The 14,868-nt window shown below is 48.9% G+C and carries 20 protein-coding genes; 5 read left to right on the plus strand and 15 right to left on the minus strand.

Annotation, left to right across the window (positions count from 1 at the left end; all coding sequences use genetic code 11):
• Positions 1 to 15: 15 nt before the first annotated feature.
• The 4 genes from KNO58_RS04155 to KNO58_RS04170 are packed head-to-tail and all read right to left on the minus strand — an operon-like array spanning position 16 to position 2,985.
• A complete protein-coding gene (locus KNO58_RS04155) occupies positions 16 to 711 on the minus strand; it encodes an HAD family hydrolase (protein ID WP_214752023.1) in 696 nt (231 codons plus the stop codon).
• Positions 702 to 1,361: a hypothetical protein gene (locus KNO58_RS04160; RefSeq protein ID WP_214752024.1), complete on the minus strand. Its 660-nt coding sequence runs from the start codon at positions 1,359 to 1,361 to the stop codon at positions 702 to 704. The genes KNO58_RS04155 and KNO58_RS04160 overlap by 10 nt, the downstream gene beginning before the upstream one ends.
• Positions 1,362 to 1,390: 29 nt before the next feature.
• Positions 1,391 to 2,404 carry a phosphotransferase gene (locus KNO58_RS04165; RefSeq protein WP_214752025.1) on the minus strand — a complete coding sequence of 338 codons (1,014 nt, stop codon included), beginning with the start codon at positions 2,402 to 2,404 and terminating at the stop codon, positions 1,391 to 1,393.
• Between the two features lie 53 nt (positions 2,405 to 2,457).
• Positions 2,458 to 2,985, minus strand: coding sequence for a Rossmann-fold NAD(P)-binding domain-containing protein (locus tag KNO58_RS04170; protein WP_214752026.1), 528 nt, complete (start codon positions 2,983 to 2,985; stop codon positions 2,458 to 2,460).
• A gap of 91 nt (positions 2,986 to 3,076) precedes the next feature.
• Between KNO58_RS04170 and KNO58_RS04175 the strand changes: the two genes are divergently transcribed.
• From KNO58_RS04175 to KNO58_RS04185, 3 genes are all read left to right on the plus strand, one after another.
• The gene (locus KNO58_RS04175; protein WP_312845890.1) at positions 3,077 to 3,523 is read left to right on the plus strand and encodes a GNAT family N-acetyltransferase; all 447 of its coding nucleotides are present in this window, start codon (positions 3,077 to 3,079) and stop codon (positions 3,521 to 3,523) included.
• Positions 3,524 to 3,663: 140 nt separating this feature from the next.
• The gene (arr, locus tag KNO58_RS04180; RefSeq protein ID WP_214752027.1) at positions 3,664 to 4,080 is read left to right on the plus strand and encodes an NAD(+)--rifampin ADP-ribosyltransferase; all 417 of its coding nucleotides are present in this window, start codon (positions 3,664 to 3,666) and stop codon (positions 4,078 to 4,080) included.
• A 59-nt stretch (positions 4,081 to 4,139) separates the two neighbouring features.
• On the plus strand, positions 4,140 to 4,559 hold the full coding sequence (locus KNO58_RS04185; protein WP_214752028.1) for a DUF7674 family protein: 420 nt from the start codon (positions 4,140 to 4,142) through the stop codon (positions 4,557 to 4,559).
• Positions 4,560 to 4,640: 81 nt separating this feature from the next.
• On the opposite strand, the gene KNO58_RS04190 is transcribed toward KNO58_RS04185, so the two are convergent.
• From KNO58_RS04190 to KNO58_RS04215, 6 genes are all read right to left on the minus strand, one after another.
• Positions 4,641 to 4,883 carry a hypothetical protein gene (locus KNO58_RS04190; RefSeq protein WP_214752029.1) on the minus strand — a complete coding sequence of 81 codons (243 nt, stop codon included), beginning with the start codon at positions 4,881 to 4,883 and terminating at the stop codon, positions 4,641 to 4,643.
• 7 nt (positions 4,884 to 4,890) lie between these two features.
• Entirely contained in the window at positions 4,891 to 5,508 is a 618-nt protein-coding gene (locus KNO58_RS04195; protein WP_214752030.1) for an HAD family hydrolase, read from the minus strand.
• A gap of 80 nt (positions 5,509 to 5,588) precedes the next feature.
• A complete protein-coding gene (locus KNO58_RS04200; protein WP_214752031.1) occupies positions 5,589 to 6,005 on the minus strand; it encodes an SRPBCC family protein in 417 nt (138 codons plus the stop codon).
• Between the two features lie 235 nt (positions 6,006 to 6,240).
• Entirely contained in the window at positions 6,241 to 7,281 is a 1,041-nt protein-coding gene (locus KNO58_RS04205; RefSeq protein ID WP_214752032.1) for an ABC transporter permease, read from the minus strand.
• A complete protein-coding gene (locus KNO58_RS04210; protein WP_214752033.1) occupies positions 7,281 to 8,141 on the minus strand; it encodes an ABC transporter permease subunit in 861 nt (286 codons plus the stop codon). The genes KNO58_RS04205 and KNO58_RS04210 overlap by 1 nt, the downstream gene beginning before the upstream one ends.
• Before the next feature lie 263 nt (positions 8,142 to 8,404).
• Positions 8,405 to 8,818, minus strand: coding sequence for a hypothetical protein (locus KNO58_RS04215; RefSeq protein WP_214752034.1), 414 nt, complete (start codon positions 8,816 to 8,818; stop codon positions 8,405 to 8,407).
• Positions 8,819 to 9,389: 571 nt separating this feature from the next.
• On the opposite strand from KNO58_RS04215, the gene KNO58_RS04220 reads away from it, so the two are divergent.
• Positions 9,390 to 9,797 carry a hypothetical protein gene (locus KNO58_RS04220; protein ID WP_214752035.1) on the plus strand — a complete coding sequence of 136 codons (408 nt, stop codon included), beginning with the start codon at positions 9,390 to 9,392 and terminating at the stop codon, positions 9,795 to 9,797.
• A gap of 39 nt (positions 9,798 to 9,836) precedes the next feature.
• On the opposite strand, the gene KNO58_RS04225 is transcribed toward KNO58_RS04220, so the two are convergent.
• From KNO58_RS04225 to KNO58_RS04235, 3 genes are all read right to left on the minus strand, one after another.
• On the minus strand, positions 9,837 to 10,595 hold the full coding sequence (locus tag KNO58_RS04225; protein ID WP_214752036.1) for a DUF817 domain-containing protein: 759 nt from the start codon (positions 10,593 to 10,595) through the stop codon (positions 9,837 to 9,839).
• Between the two features lie 8 nt (positions 10,596 to 10,603).
• Positions 10,604 to 11,464, minus strand: coding sequence for a metal-dependent hydrolase (locus KNO58_RS04230; protein ID WP_214752037.1), 861 nt, complete (start codon positions 11,462 to 11,464; stop codon positions 10,604 to 10,606).
• A gap of 219 nt (positions 11,465 to 11,683) precedes the next feature.
• Positions 11,684 to 12,679 (minus strand): helix-turn-helix transcriptional regulator, encoded by a 996-nt coding sequence (locus KNO58_RS04235; RefSeq protein WP_214752038.1) that lies wholly within the window; start codon positions 12,677 to 12,679, stop codon positions 11,684 to 11,686.
• Between the two features lie 115 nt (positions 12,680 to 12,794).
• On the opposite strand from KNO58_RS04235, the gene KNO58_RS04240 reads away from it, so the two are divergent.
• A complete protein-coding gene (locus KNO58_RS04240) occupies positions 12,795 to 13,640 on the plus strand; it encodes an alpha/beta fold hydrolase (protein ID WP_214752039.1) in 846 nt (281 codons plus the stop codon).
• A gap of 23 nt (positions 13,641 to 13,663) precedes the next feature.
• Here the strand turns inward: KNO58_RS04240 and KNO58_RS04245 are convergent, their stop codons facing one another.
• Positions 13,664 to 14,071: a YhfM domain-containing protein gene (locus KNO58_RS04245; RefSeq protein WP_214752040.1), complete on the minus strand. Its 408-nt coding sequence runs from the start codon at positions 14,069 to 14,071 to the stop codon at positions 13,664 to 13,666.
• Between the two features lie 61 nt (positions 14,072 to 14,132).
• Entirely contained in the window at positions 14,133 to 14,846 is a 714-nt protein-coding gene (locus KNO58_RS04250; RefSeq protein ID WP_214752041.1) for a hypothetical protein, read from the minus strand.
• Between the last annotated feature and the right edge of the window lie 22 nt (positions 14,847 to 14,868).

Raw genomic sequence — 14,868 nt, forward strand, 5'->3', positions numbered from 1 at the left:
CTCCTAAAGATCAATTCATCGCATCACAATCAACTCGGACAAATCGTCAATCGACTCGTCGGCACCTGCATCAGACTCCTCCCAGCGGTCGTTCCGTTTCCAAACCGTCCGCATGCCGACTCGTTTGGCTGCTTGAATGTCATGGAGCGCATGGTCCCCGACGAACATGGCAGTTCCTGGCGTAACGTCTAATCGCTCAAGGGCCCGTTGAAACAGTTCGGGGTCTGGCTTTTTCATACCTTCCCATTCAGAGACGAGAATGCAATCGAAATAGTCGTGAATACCTAGACCACGGATTGACTTCATTTGAAATTCGCCAGATCCGTTCGTGATGATGCCGAGTCGAAGACCACGCGCTTTCAAGGCGCTTAGCATCGGTTTTAGATTCGGGAACGCGACGCAGAAATGCTGAAACCGGTTCACATAGTCATCGAGCAGTTCTTGTCGAGTGATGCCGCTAATCTCAAACTCCTGAATCAACTGGTCATACACCGCATCTTTCCATCGATAGCCGTGATGGTCGAGTTCGATGAAACGGGTGACATAATCTCGTTCTTCGATGCCGGTCAGATGTCCCTTCAGTCTTGTATACTGGTCATGGATGAACCGACGCACGGATTCATCCCGGTTCAGCAGCGTGCCATCCAAATCAAAGAGCACGGCTTTCAACGCAGACACACCGGTCGTTTGAATCGTTTGAGTCAGTGACATGGGAGCGAACCTTCAAGCACGACGACGGTCTTCTCTTCCGTATCGACAATCCGCGTACGCGTATCGTTTTTCGACAGCAATACGGGCTCACCCGTCTTATCAAAGTAATACGCCATCGGAATCGAAAATCCACAGTTTCGGTACGACCCGTCGGCGTGGCTCGTCCCGAGAATGATGGAGCGTTGATGCCTCGCGATTTGCTTCGCTTCTCCAGACCAGTCAGTGTACTGTTCTTCACTGAACATGCCGACGCCGATTGGATTGAAGATGATTTGGATGGGTTCTTCCGATTTGAGTCCGTCCAGCCCCATAAAGATTTCTCGACAGAGCACATACCCGTATCGGCGACCGTCATCCTCCACGGTTGAAGGCATGAACAGCGGCATCGTTTCCGGAGTCTTGGCACGGTCCAACACCGTCTCTCCTCGTTTGTCGATGATGAGGGCCCTGTCCACGTTCTGCTCATTCCGATAGCCCATCACAACCACTGTCTGAAACGTCTTCGCGAGCTCCTTGACCTCATCCAAATGTGTGTATTGACAATAGCCTTCTGGATACAACACCAAGTCCACATCAGGATGCGCGATGATGTCTCGAGTGAATTGCTCTAAGTGTTGCTCCATCTTTGGTTGTCCGATTAGAATTCTCATTATTGCTGACAGCTCCTCAATGCGAATGTTTATGTTTCTTGACGTAACCAGCTCAGTAACCGGGGAATCTGTGCGGCATATATATGTAAATCCTCGATTGTTACGACGACTTGGCTCGTGCCCGTGGCTTGGTCCACACGGCTCGCACTCTCGATCTGAAGGGACCGTTTCAAGTTGTACTCCAGCCAGTTCAACTTCCCGAGATAGCCATACCATAAGACACGTCGCCAATCCACATCGCTTCGTCCTCGTTGTTGTTCATATGCTTGTATACATGAAAAGAATTTGGTCCGGTCTACGATGCCCGCCTCATCTAGCGACCAATAGAGTGCCGTCTCCATCAAATCATGCATCGGATGAATCGAACCGGCCGACTCCCAGTCGATGACAAGCGGACGGTCGTCATGCCACAACACATTTTTCGAATCCAAGTCGCGATGGCTGATGACACGGTTTGTCGTGAACAGGCTTGACGATTGGACGGCCTGACGATGCCACGTATACAAGTCTTCGATGGTGTTTCGTAAGCGTTCGACCCACTCGGCTTGCTGTTTAATCCCTTTCTGTACATAGAAATTCCAGTCAATTTCTTTTTCTTCGTCCTCCGCTTCAACAGACACGAGAACCTTTGTGTCCTCCAGGCTATGAAGGGTTGCCAAGATGTCTCCGATTCGCTCACAATGAAACGGTTGTATCTCATCGGGCGAGAAACTCTTCCCGTCCATCCAATCGAAGACGAGATAAAAATGTCCGTCAGACGTTTGAATCGACTCACCGTCTACAATGTGGGCCGCTAACGCAGGAAGTCTTTTCATGGCGAGGTTGGCAATCCGCTCTGAATTTATAAAATTTTGGAGCGCCTCAGGACGGTTCATAATTTGCGGATTCAACAGCTTGATCGCGTACTTCCCGCTGTCGGTCTCAATCTGATACATATCATGCAACAATCCACCTGATACGGCGGTCGGCCGACTTCTCAACTCCCCAAGTCGAGACACCCGACAAACGTTTTTAAAAAATTCTTCATGTCGTGCCAACTTCATTATAAACTTCACCTCTGCCATCTCTACGAACGCCGCCTCCGATCAAATCCATTTTATACCGATTCGTTCTCGATCATGCCGACAGCATGATACGTCTTATTTCCTTGAATCGCTTCGACCACGCCTCTAGCAATCTCTTCATGCGTCAACCAGCGGCGCTGCCCCTTTACGACCTGATAGCCGAGTTGCACTTGGTGATAACGGACGTCTTCAGGGATTGTCAGCCCGTTTCTCACATCGCTTGAGTTGGAGCGGCTCCCGAGGACATGGAACACGTCCGTGCCACCGCGCAATACTGACAACACACACGGCAAGGCGTCAGTTGCGTCCGAATGAATCCAGGCAACGACCAGATCGAAGTCTCCGTGAATCGCCATCGGACGTCGCAGTGCTTCCTTGAGACGCAAGTCGTCCCGATAGTCGACCAATATGGCAGACAGCCGATCTGGCAATCGTTTGGTCAATCGGCTCATTTTCTTTGCATCCCGTCCGATGATGGATACGTGATACCCGATCTCCGCTAACCAAAGGGCCGCCCCCGCCAGCATCCCGCTGCCGCCAATCACTAACGCATGTTTCACGATGTATCTGTCCTTTCTATGCTTTATAAGTATGCAAAGGAATCCTGACTTATAAAAGCGAAATCTACATGCAACATCACCTCAAGGAGGCATGATTCCCATTCCATCGACCATCTATTCCATCAAATCAATCGAGTCGCCACGCGAACTCGATGACTCGTTCCTTGTCATGAACCAACTGCGCACCGACCTGACGCTCGAGGCCTATCTCGAGCTCGTCTCCGCCATGCGACCGCAAGGCTATGAACTGTATGCGTTATACGCCGACGATACAATCGTCTCACTCGCGGGGATTGAGGTACGTGTCAATCTCTATCTCGAGAAGCACGTTTTCATTTACGACCTCGTGACGTGCATGAACCATCGCTCGAAGGGATATGGTGAGATGCTGCTTCACTTCGTTCACGAATACGCCCGCGACCTTGGTGCTAAATACGTCGCCCTCGAGTCCGGACTTGCCCGGACAGAGGCGCACCGCTTTTATACAGACAAGATGGACTACGCCATCACGAGCTATTCGTTTCGAAAACAGCTTTGAATTCGAAGTAATGAAAAAGGAAGAGCCTATCGCTCTTCCCGTCTTTATTATATCGCGATTCACGAGCCAAAAACAGACTATCTTCTCCTAAATTCATCCACTATACTGTGAAGACAACCTGACTGAAGGAGAGATGAAGCATGACTGATGACAAGAGACCGCTCGACCCGGGCCCGTTTTTCCACGGCACGAAAGCCGAACTGAAGCTAGGGGACTTGCTTGAACCGAAGCGACGCTCGAACTATCAAGACAAGCAGTCGAACTACATCTATTTCACGGCCACCCTCGACGCAGCCAAATGGGGTGCCGAACTTGCGAGCGGTGAGGCTCGTGAGCGCATCTATCTCGTCGAACCGACGGGCGACTTCGAGAATGACCCGAACTTGACGGACAAACGCTTCCCTGGCAATCCGACCCGGTCGTATCGTTCCCACGCCCCGCTCAAAGTCGTAGCCGAACTCGGGGCGTGGGAGCGCCACCCTGACGATGTGATCGCGCATATGCTTGAATCGCTTGAGAAACTGCGGCAAGCTGGGGAAGATGTGATTGACGACTGACACGAACGAGAAGCACCTTGAATCATTCCTTTACACAATATTATCAACGAGGGAAAACTATGAAAAAAGAAATCGCTAAAAGCGAAGTAATGGAACTATTTCTACAAGCGTGCCCTTCCTATAAAAATCGATGGAATGAATATATTGAAGACAATTATGAGACCGGTGATGAGCAGTTACTGTATATCGATTTTGCTGATTTTGCTGCGCACATCGTTGACTTGTATAGACAAAGTAAGTTGAAGGAGTTTCCGGCTGTGTTTCATATTATTGAATTGTTGCACACAACTGGTGACCCTTATGTTAAAGAAGCTGTGACAATCGGATTATTGGAAGATATGCAAAACAAATTACTATACGCCGGAAGAGAGACGAATGTATTTCATGAGTATTTGCATCAAGAATCACTAAAATGGTGGAATCATCTTAATGATTTTTGGGATGGAAAAACGAAATACGTTGGTGGTCCTGAGCGATAAGTCACTTCTAGAAAAATCTTTGAATTGGTCGATTAATAATTTGTTTGATTTCATTCAATACTTCATAACGAATCGTCTACCTTACTGTTTCCAACCTTTATAGAAATAGGACTGAATAAGCACACTGATAATGCCTGAAACGACTGATTTGAATAGATAGTTGTTCGCAAGACCTTCAATCGTATATCCCTTTATTTTTTGAAATACCGATGCTTCTGGAATCCAATCAATGACATAGCCGATTCCCAACATTGCCGGAAGGCTGATTACGACATAAATAACAATAAACGCGAGTGCGAACGTCTTGATGTTTGTCGTCTCCATATGAAACTCATCGGATGTCCAGTAGGTCAGCAAATGTCTCAATCCTATGCTCATATTCATGGACTGACCCGAAACCATAGCTGGCATAGACAAACGGGATTCCCGCATATCTCGCCGCCACCAGATCACCTTCCGTGTCCCCTACATAGATTGGACTTAAAAGATTGTTTCGCTCCATAATCAGATTGATGTTACCGCCCTTTGAGAGCCCCGTACGACCAGGGTTCTCGTAATCAGAAAAATAACGATTGAGCCCATGAAAGTGATATAACGATTCTATGTATCCATCTTCACAGTTGCTGACGATATAGAGTTTGTACCTTAGAGAGAGGATTTCTAAGACTTGTTCCACATCCGCGTAAAGATGACCGCCCCGTTCTTTCAGCATTGTCTGTTCAAACCTACAGCACTGATTAACGATTTGCCTCCTTTCTTCATCCGCTAAACCCGGAAAGAACTGTCGGCTGATCTCATCCATTTGTAAACCCATCGTGCCTGCAAATTCCATTCGTGTCAGTGGTTCACGCTTCACCTGGAGTTCATGCATACGACTGTTCCAAGCTGCCAACACCGTATCAATCGGATCCCATAGTGTCCCATCCAAATCGAATATGATACTATCCATTCAATAGTCACCTCATATAATTAAAGAAGAGACACACTGTATACGTTTCGATTCCAACATGTACACAGCGTGTCTTCAATTTATTGTGTTCTAACGTACTTTGCGAAATTATCAAGAATTGCCTGCCAACCTTGACGCTGCAACTCAAGCGGATTCATCGATTCAGCGTCAAACGTCTCGACCACTTTTGTTTGCTCACCTTCCGAAACAAATGAAATTGTTACTTTCCGGTCGTCTTCGAGGCGATATTGAATGAGTTGATTGACTTGAACTTCCTCATATACACCTTCGAAATCGAAGCCTATACTTTTATCTTTGGCCTCCATCCGACTCCGAAACTTTCCTCCGGCTCTCAAGTCATTCTCTGCTTCCGTCGTATGCCAATCTTCGGATGCATGATTCCACTGTTTAATATGGTCAGGTTCTGTCCAAAGTCGCCATACTTTGTCAATCGGTGCGTCCACAATTGATGTCACAGTTACAGTATTTGATTCCATGTCATGATCTCCTTTAAAATGAATTCCTTCGATGCATCAGATGGTCGGCACTAAAAGACATGCCTTACAAACGACCATTCGCATCACTTCATTCGATATACATTCGATGAAATCCTCTTTCTACTGTACTGCTTGCTGTGGCGACTACCCATGATAGACCCGATTCGTTGTGAGCTAAGTTTTGAATCAGCCTACGAAACGTGTGGAATACGAAACGTGTGGAAATTGCGCCATATCAACTAGGCTTACTGTTCTGTTGAAGTTTACCATCCGCATGCACGAGTGTGAACGGATCCGCGAGTGACGCAGCTGCTGCCTCGGCTTGAGATATAGTCTCTTCCGTGACGACCGCCTCTTGGCGTCGTAACCGGAACGCCCGCTCGAGGCGGCTCGTCAGCAAGTTACTGAGGAAGACGAGCATCGACAATCCAATCGCAGGGACGAGGAACATGTGACTCGTCATCCAGGTCGTCGCCGTGAACTGCTTGAAATAATAGCCGAACATCGACGACCATTCAAACAGTGTCGGCATCACACCTTCGAATAAGTAAATGGTCCCTCCGAAAAAGACGCCGAACAAGGACAGGTGAATGAGCAACATCAGTGTTTGCACGAATTGCTGCATGAAGACGATGACCATCGTCGGGACGAGGTGCGGCCACAGGTGTCGCCTCACTCGATGCCAGACGCTGCCGCCTAACGTCTCGGCGACAATCATAAACTCTTGTTGGAGCAACTGCCGGATTTCTGTAATCAGGTACAGCGTTACGGCAGGTAGACCGAGCAACACGAAGACCGTCAATTGAAGCGTCACGCGATCAACTAGCGGTGGCACCATCGTCGAGTCTGCGAACGACAGGGACGAAAATAGCATCATCATGGCAAGAAGGGAAATCGGTAGAATTAGGAATCCATCTAACACCATTTTAAACAATCGGTTCACGCGCCCCCCGCGAAACGCGAGTGGAATCCCAATCAATAGCCCAATCGCAATACGTCCGAGCGCTACGGTCGCACAAATACCTACCGTCCACTTAAAGCCTTCAATCATCATCTGGAACAAGTCGTTCCCGGCCCGGTCGGTACCGAGCCACTGGTCTTTAGACGGTTCGAGTGGTGGAATGCCAATCAGTCGACCTTCGTCGGAGTAACGGTTCAAAAATTGATCGACTTGGCCATCACGGAATACGGTATTGCCAATACTGAGTAACAGCAAGCTGACAAAAATCACGAATCCAATCATGAAAATCGGGTCACGCAGTAACGTACGTCGCATCAAATCCCTCCTTTCCAGGCATTCGGGATGAGCCATTCCGCTACTAAATCTAATATGAAGATCGGAATATAGACGACCAACAAGATGACGAGCAGAATCGGCATGACCGGGTTATAGACGGCGAACCGAAATATCCCTTGCACGTTAAATAAATATTCGATGATGAGTAGACTCGATAGCACCGTAATCAAGTTCGAGCGGAAAAACAGGTAGAAGCGATACACCAAATTCGGGAGCAAGTGTCTCCAGAACAGGGCGGCCGGTTGGACGCCTTTGGCCCGTGCCAGTTCGAGAAACAATGACACTTCCTCCTCGAGGATATGTTTCGTCAACCATTTGAGGAAGAAGAACAGAATCGTGAGCGTCAACGTCACGATCGGCAAAAAGCGTATGTATTCGGCGAACCCACCTGCGACTTCAATCCGATCGAACCCCGTCTTCTTATAAATCGTGATGGCGAGGAATTGCGAGAAGATGAGCCAAAACAAATCCGGAATCATCTCAAGCGTCTGGCTCGTTTGTTGAAGCACCGTGCGCACACGTTTCCCGCTCCGATAAAAGAAATAAGCGTACAGCAGCGCAAACCCGACCGAGACGACGAGTGACGTCATAAAGATGATGACCGTCTCTTTCATGAGCGGGGCGAGATCAGGTAATAACGGTAACTCGCGTTGTGCGGTGACGTTGTAATATGTAATTTCATCTAATTTCGCCAACTGACTGAATTGTTGTTGTATTCCGTTCCAGTAATTTGAGGGCACGAACTCGAGTTGTACGACGAGTGAAGGCAAGGCACTGATTGCAATCAATACAAATATGGTGATGAAAAACTGAGCCGATTTTTGAGCAATCCAATTCATCCGATTCTCTCCTTTTGAGACATGATTTTCTCCAAAATAAAACATTTATCTGTTTTTTAAAGTTAAAAAAATCCATATGTATGTTTTTTGATTCTATCACAGTAATATTGTAAATAATAACAATATTCAAAAAATAAAGAGATGAATTATGCTACTCTTAAGTTGCTCTTATGTGCAGAGACCACTTAAGCAGTGTTTTAACCTGACATGTACATCCCTCATTTATAAAGAGCAAAAGAGCATTCCTTCGTAAAAGGAACACTTTAATAAGTCGAAAATAGAACGTCGCCATCTTCAGACCGTAACTCATAGTCGACGAGTGTATTTAATTGTTGTGTCAATGTAACTCTACAAACGTATTCGATTCCCGGACCGAATCGGATATCAGGTCGAACCCGGGTCTCATACGGGACATCATTCACATAAACATCGATATTGCGGGCTTTTGAGCCATTATCAACGACATAACATGGCCCAGTCTCCGTTTTGTACTCACCACTCATCCGGTCATACGTGTCGGGGACCGTCATGAGCAAAACGAGAACTACAAGTCCTAACATACTGAACGACGCGAACAGCTTTCCTAGCTTCCGCTCCTTCTGCCATTGGACAAAATACATAGTCATCCCACCGGCAAGCATGAGCGCGATACACCAGAACCCCATCAAATCTAACATAATAATCACTGCCTCTTCTTAAGTATGTCGATCACATCACGGATGAACCCATCTTGAAACACTAAAATCTAAGCGTATAACTTTAAAGTCACATCAATCCATCACGTTGAATACGATGACGCCCTCATCATATAAGGTATAGCTGACCTCATTTCGATTTTGTACCGTTAATCTGACTTCACAGTCGTACATCATGTGCTCCCCGTATGGGATACTCGGTGCACTACGAAAATTGTATGCCTCCCCATTCATCCACAACGTCACGCCTCCACGTCGCGACGTATTTTCAACGATGAAACAAGGTCCAGTTTCCTTGATGTATTGACGATTAATCCGGTCGTATGCATCCGGGAGCGCAACCGAAAATGCCAAGCCAGCCAAAAACAGACATCCACTCCATTGAAAAAAAGTTCGAACTGTACGTTTTCGACGCCATGTGTTGAAATATGAGATTGAAGCCACGGTAAAGATTATGCTGAATAGCCAAATCCCAATGTGTGTAAGCACGTTAAATCACCTCGATTATCTATACGAGACCGCATCCATAATCGTTTCAATAAAGGAGAAGAACATGAAACAATTTCTGCTGATCCATCGTATTTCCGTCTTACTTGGGCTTACACTCTGCCTTGCGATTCAGCTGTTCGCCAACAGTGGTCGTCTTGTTTTACTTGTAAGAGATGCAGCATGGCCGATTTTATGCTTTCTTCTATTCATCCTTTTGCTCGTTGCCGCAAAATTGATCATCCGATTCATTCAACGACTACGTCCATCTACTTGGAACGTCTTTCTTTATGTATTGTATTTTCCTTATCTGTTCCTTTTTACATACGGATGGACACGAATCATCCCCGCTCCAAATGAGGCGGCATGGCCAAGTCCGGCCGTCGGGCTGTTCATCATCGCGCTCACATTCACATTCCCGCTCTATGTGTTCATCGTCCATATGGTCGCCCGCTCCAAACAACCATCGATGTAACCAAAAAACGTGTGCACCCTGAGCGGGTGCACACGTTTTTCATGAGAGTTCCTGTCTTCGTTTCTGCCACGCCACGAGCAAGATACTGATGATGACGAGCAGGAACCACGACGACAGCTTGCCGAGGTCGACGAGCGCCCAGCCGCTCAACTGGTTCGGATACGCCCAACCGTTATAGAACGTGACGATATTCTCGGCGAACCAGATGAAGCAGGCGATCAAAAAGAAGGCGACGACGACGGGCATCGTGAAGCGACGGTCGTCGAGGCGGTACGTGACGATCGCCCGGCCAAAGACGAGAAAGACGAGCCCAATCAACACCCAGCGCAAATCGAGCCAAATATGGTGCCAAAAGAAGTTGAAGTAGATGGCGATCCCGAGGCCAAACGCGATGAGTGGCGGTGGCATCTTGAGAAATTCCAAATCGAGGCGACGCCACGACTGGACGACGTAGCTACCGACGCTCGCATACATGAACCCTGCATAGAGCGGGACGCCCCAAACTTTCGTCAACGCCTCGTCCGGATAGCTCCATGACCCCATCTGGACTTTGAACAGCTCGAGGCCGAGCCCGATGACGTGGAACCAGCTGATCACCTTCACTTCTTCCATCGTCTCGAGCCCCGTCTTGACGAGCACGACTTGGACGAGCAGACACCAGATGAGCAGCACGTCATAACGTGGGAGGGGAAAGTCGAACCATTTCGTCAACGCGAGTGCCCCGAAGATGGCGACGGGGAAGATACAGCTGAGTGCCTGTTCGTAACCGAAAATGAATAAGTACCGGAGACGTCGCACGGAATCACCTACAATTCGATGTATTCGTAAAGGAATGACGACTCGCCGTCAAAGAAGCGCGGGTCGTATAAACCGAGCCGCTCGTCATCCTCGACGACGACCACGAACGGGGACCACTGTTTGAGCGTGATCGCTTCTTTATTTTCGGCGAAGAGCGGATTCAAATCGGCATCTTCCGCACTCGTCAACTCATACTGGAGTTGTGGTTCTTGATAGACCGAGTCGCTGTAAATCGATACCGCCTCATCGGTCTTTGTAATCACAGTGAACTGGGTCGGGATGAACGAGGCCGACAACGCCACCTCGTCGTGATCGGCGGCATACGACTGGTATAAGTACGCGCCTTGCGTACTTTGAATCAGGACGTGCACGACGATCGCTGCCCAGGCGTAGCGATACACCGTATGCCTGACGTCCGTTCGACGTGCGACCAGCCAGGCGACGAGGAAAATGCCCCAATAGACGAAATCAACGATCGGGATGACGCCGAACGTGACCCGGACATCCGATAACGGTTCGAAGTAACCCGTCCCCCAGGCGTTGAACAAGTCCGCCGTGTTATGGATGAACACCGACAAGAGCGCCCACCAGAAATAGCGGACATCGGTCACCTTGAACAAGAGACGTACGAGTATGTAAATGAGTAGCGCGAACAACGGGACGAGGAAAATCGAGTGGGTGATGCCGCGGTGCCACATCTGATACATCCCTTCCGTGTCCCATAGTCGTGAGATGACGTCACTATCTGGGATTTGACTCCCGACGAGCGTCGTGACGAACAAGGCCCGTTTTTCGTTTGGTTGTAGCTCTCGCTTATCGGCCGCCCCGTAGAGCGTCAGACCGAACAGCGTATGGGTAATCGTATCCACCGGTCTCCTCCTTTTGGACGGAAAAGACATCCCCCTCATGACGAGAAGGATGTCCGTCCTAGTTTATTTTTCTCGGTCCATTTTCATGGCGCGTCTTGCGACGACGGCGACAAAAATGACAGCGACAATCGGAATGATTAATGGCATCCAATTCAACATCCGCCTGTCCCCTTTCTACAAGTGTCGCAAGCAGTATATCATACCTTCATTTCAATCGTTTCAGTGAATGCTCGCCTTCGCGTAACGTCCAGCCATCGCCTCGATCGTCTCGCGCATATGGTCGCGGAGCGTCACCGGTTCGAGCACCTCGACTTGCGTGCCGAGCGACAAGAGCCAGAAGACGAAGCCGTCGGAGACGGCCGCATCGAAACGGATGAGGAAGCGGTCACCGTCTTGCGTGATTGAGACGTCTTCACCGAGTTTGTCGAAGATGACCGGGAGGACCCGTTCGTCGACGGCGAGGACGATTTCCTCGTCGAGCCCGTTGTACATGTTGAACGACTTTTGGAAGTAGTCGTCCGGCAAATGATGCTTCAAACGCGGCGTGTCGTCCTCGACGATTTCCGAGTTGACGATGCGGTCGACGCGATAGTTTCGGATCTCCCCGATCGACTCATCGATGCCGATCAAATAGTACTGCTCATGGTTCCAATGGAGGTCAATCGGATTGACGACGTAACGTTCGCCGTCACGGCGGAGCGGGAACGTCCGCTTCGTGGCGTCAAAACCGACGACGTCCGTGTATTGGAACGAGATCGCCTTCTGTTCCTGAATCGCGCGTTGGATGCGGTCGATATGGTAAGGAATCTGGCCGTGTTTTTTCTTCGGTGTCTTGATAATCGACTGGAGCGTCTCCGCTTCCGGGATGCTCGTCAGCTTTTGAAGTTTCTCGACGATCCGCTCTGTCACGTCCTCCGAGATGAACTTGGCAGCGACGATGGCGTCGACCATCATCCGGAGCTCATGAATTTCGAACAGGCGGGCCGAATGCCAATATTTTTTGGCGAGACCGTTCTTCTCGAGTTCATCCTGCACCTCGAACCCCGATTCGGTCAATGCTTGGATGTCGTCTTTCACTGATTTTTTTGCTAACTTAGAAGTATCTCCGATAGTAGATAAATATTCGAGCAAGTCTTCTAACGTCTTTGGATGATTGTCATCTGTGTGGCGTTCGAAAAACCGTCTCACCTCGAGTAACCGTTCTCGGTTGTTCACGGTTTAATCCCCTTTCATTTCTCTATGTAAAATATGTATAAACAGACAGTAGCATGTTATTTCCATGAAATAAAGTTATTTTCCATTACAATCGGTTTAAGGAGGCCATTCCGTTTTGAAACATTACGCGCACGTCAACGGCACGAAAATCGAATATATGGACCGTGGTCACGGTCCGGTCATCATCCTGATTCATGGGACCCAGTCGTCTAGCCTCGAACCATACCATGTGGACCGGCTCGTCGTGTCCGGTTTCCGGGTCATTGTCCCATCCCGTCCCGGCTACGGTGAGACTCCGTACTCATTTTCAGCCTCACCGCAAGCGTTCGCCGCTAGCTTGCGTCGCATGATGGAAGTCATGGCCATCCATCAGTATCACGTGTACGGCATCTCGGCCGGGGGACCAACCGCCATCGAGCTTGCGTCGCAGAATGAGCATGCGCTCAGTCTCACGCTCGCGGCCGCAGTGACGAGTGTCGTCGACTTCCCTTATCGGCACTACGTCAGCCGTAACGTCGCCCAACCGGCGTTCATCGCACTACAGTTCGCGATGAGAAAGTTCGTCCTCCGGGCGATTCAAAAACAGCCGTTCGAAGCGACAGCCCGCATGATTCAATCGACGAGCCTGCTCGCACTCGATGTCATTCGTGACGAAGTGACCCCGTACGATATCTTCTTATTGAAACGGGTCGCGAACCAAATGGCGTTCGGTCTCGGTGCCCAGTTCGACTTGCGGCAACAAGTGACCGATGAAGCGCTGCTCGGGGTGACGTGCCCGACGTATATCGTCCACTCCAAAAATGACAAGGCCGTGCCGGTCCGACACGCGCATCATGCGAAGCGGCTCATCCCCCACGCCCAACTCACCATTTTGAACAGCCCCGGTCATCTGATTTGGATCGGTCGCCAAGCGCGGAAGAGCGAGCAAAAGATTGAGCGCTTTATCCGCCTCAACTCGTAAGACGCCATTCCAGGCGTCTTTTTTTAGTCGCCTGACTCGAGCAGATTGATCAATTCCTCCGTCACGTCCGCCGGGAGGCGGTAACCGATGTTTGTGTCGTCCGCGTCGTACAGGCTGCTGACGGATTTGGGATCATCGTTCAGCCAGAGGTAATAGCGGTCCGTCTCCCCGTCCTCGAAGCGGATCTCAATATCGTATTCCGGCCCGACCGAATTGGCGACACCGGGAAGTTCGTCTGCCTCACGCAGCATGTCTTCGAACACTCGAATCGCTTCCGACTCGTCGAAAGTGATGACATCGCGCTCTTGGAAACTGCTAAATCCGTCCGATTCCGAGACGCGGACTTCTTCAATCCCATCCGTCCGAAAATCGTTCGAGCCACAGCCGGTCAAAGCAATTGTCAAAACTGTTAGAGCGACTAAAGTACCCATCCGTTCTCGCCTCATAAGTCACCTCTGCCTCTTGTAATGAATAACTAAGCACTTATGTAAATCATTTGTGTTCCCAATCAAAGTAATCTTCATCCCAATCGATATCTTCCTCTTCAACGAGTTCTCGTTTCAACAGCAACCCGTTGCCAAACATGATTCTTGCCTCTTCGATAAGCGATTCCAGATCGGACGCATCTATCTGGTCCGTCAATTGATAGAAACATCCGCTTTCGATTCGTTCTCGATTAAACCATTCGAATGCGTCAATATCAGACGCATCCCCAAAGGCCAGCAAATCATCGCTCCAATAATTGAACCACGAGACTTCTTCTGGTTTGAGAAACCAAAAATTTTCCCGGTCATAATCATAAAGCGAAGATTTGGAACTAGGGTCCATACACATGGCAGCTCGATATGGGTTAAGTTCGATACACATCGCTTTAAATAGAGTAAGCCATCGATTTGGCCGGTCGTTGTAATGGGTTTTCGATAGACTGAGCGAGATATACACACTAGCTGTTCCGTCATAACTTGGATTGATGAGTAGAAAACTTTTTCGTTTATGCAGGCGCGCAAAAAAATCAGACATACCATCCTGTTCGACACCCCACATATTCATGAATCGTTCTCGTGAAAAAGGTATGTTGATGGGCTCAAAATAGCCGAGAAAGCCAATTTCCACATCGTACTTGTCAAAAAATTGAAGGAGCTTTTCACCATACGTTTTGTTCGAAAGATCCTTATCGAAGCGAAAACTCAAATTAATGTAATCCATTTTTCATAACCCTCACGTTCCT

The sequence above is a fragment of the Exiguobacterium sp. J17977 genome, from assembly GCF_018616375.1.
In the GTDB taxonomy this organism is placed as follows: domain Bacteria; phylum Bacillota; class Bacilli; order Exiguobacteriales; family Exiguobacteriaceae; genus Exiguobacterium; species Exiguobacterium mexicanum.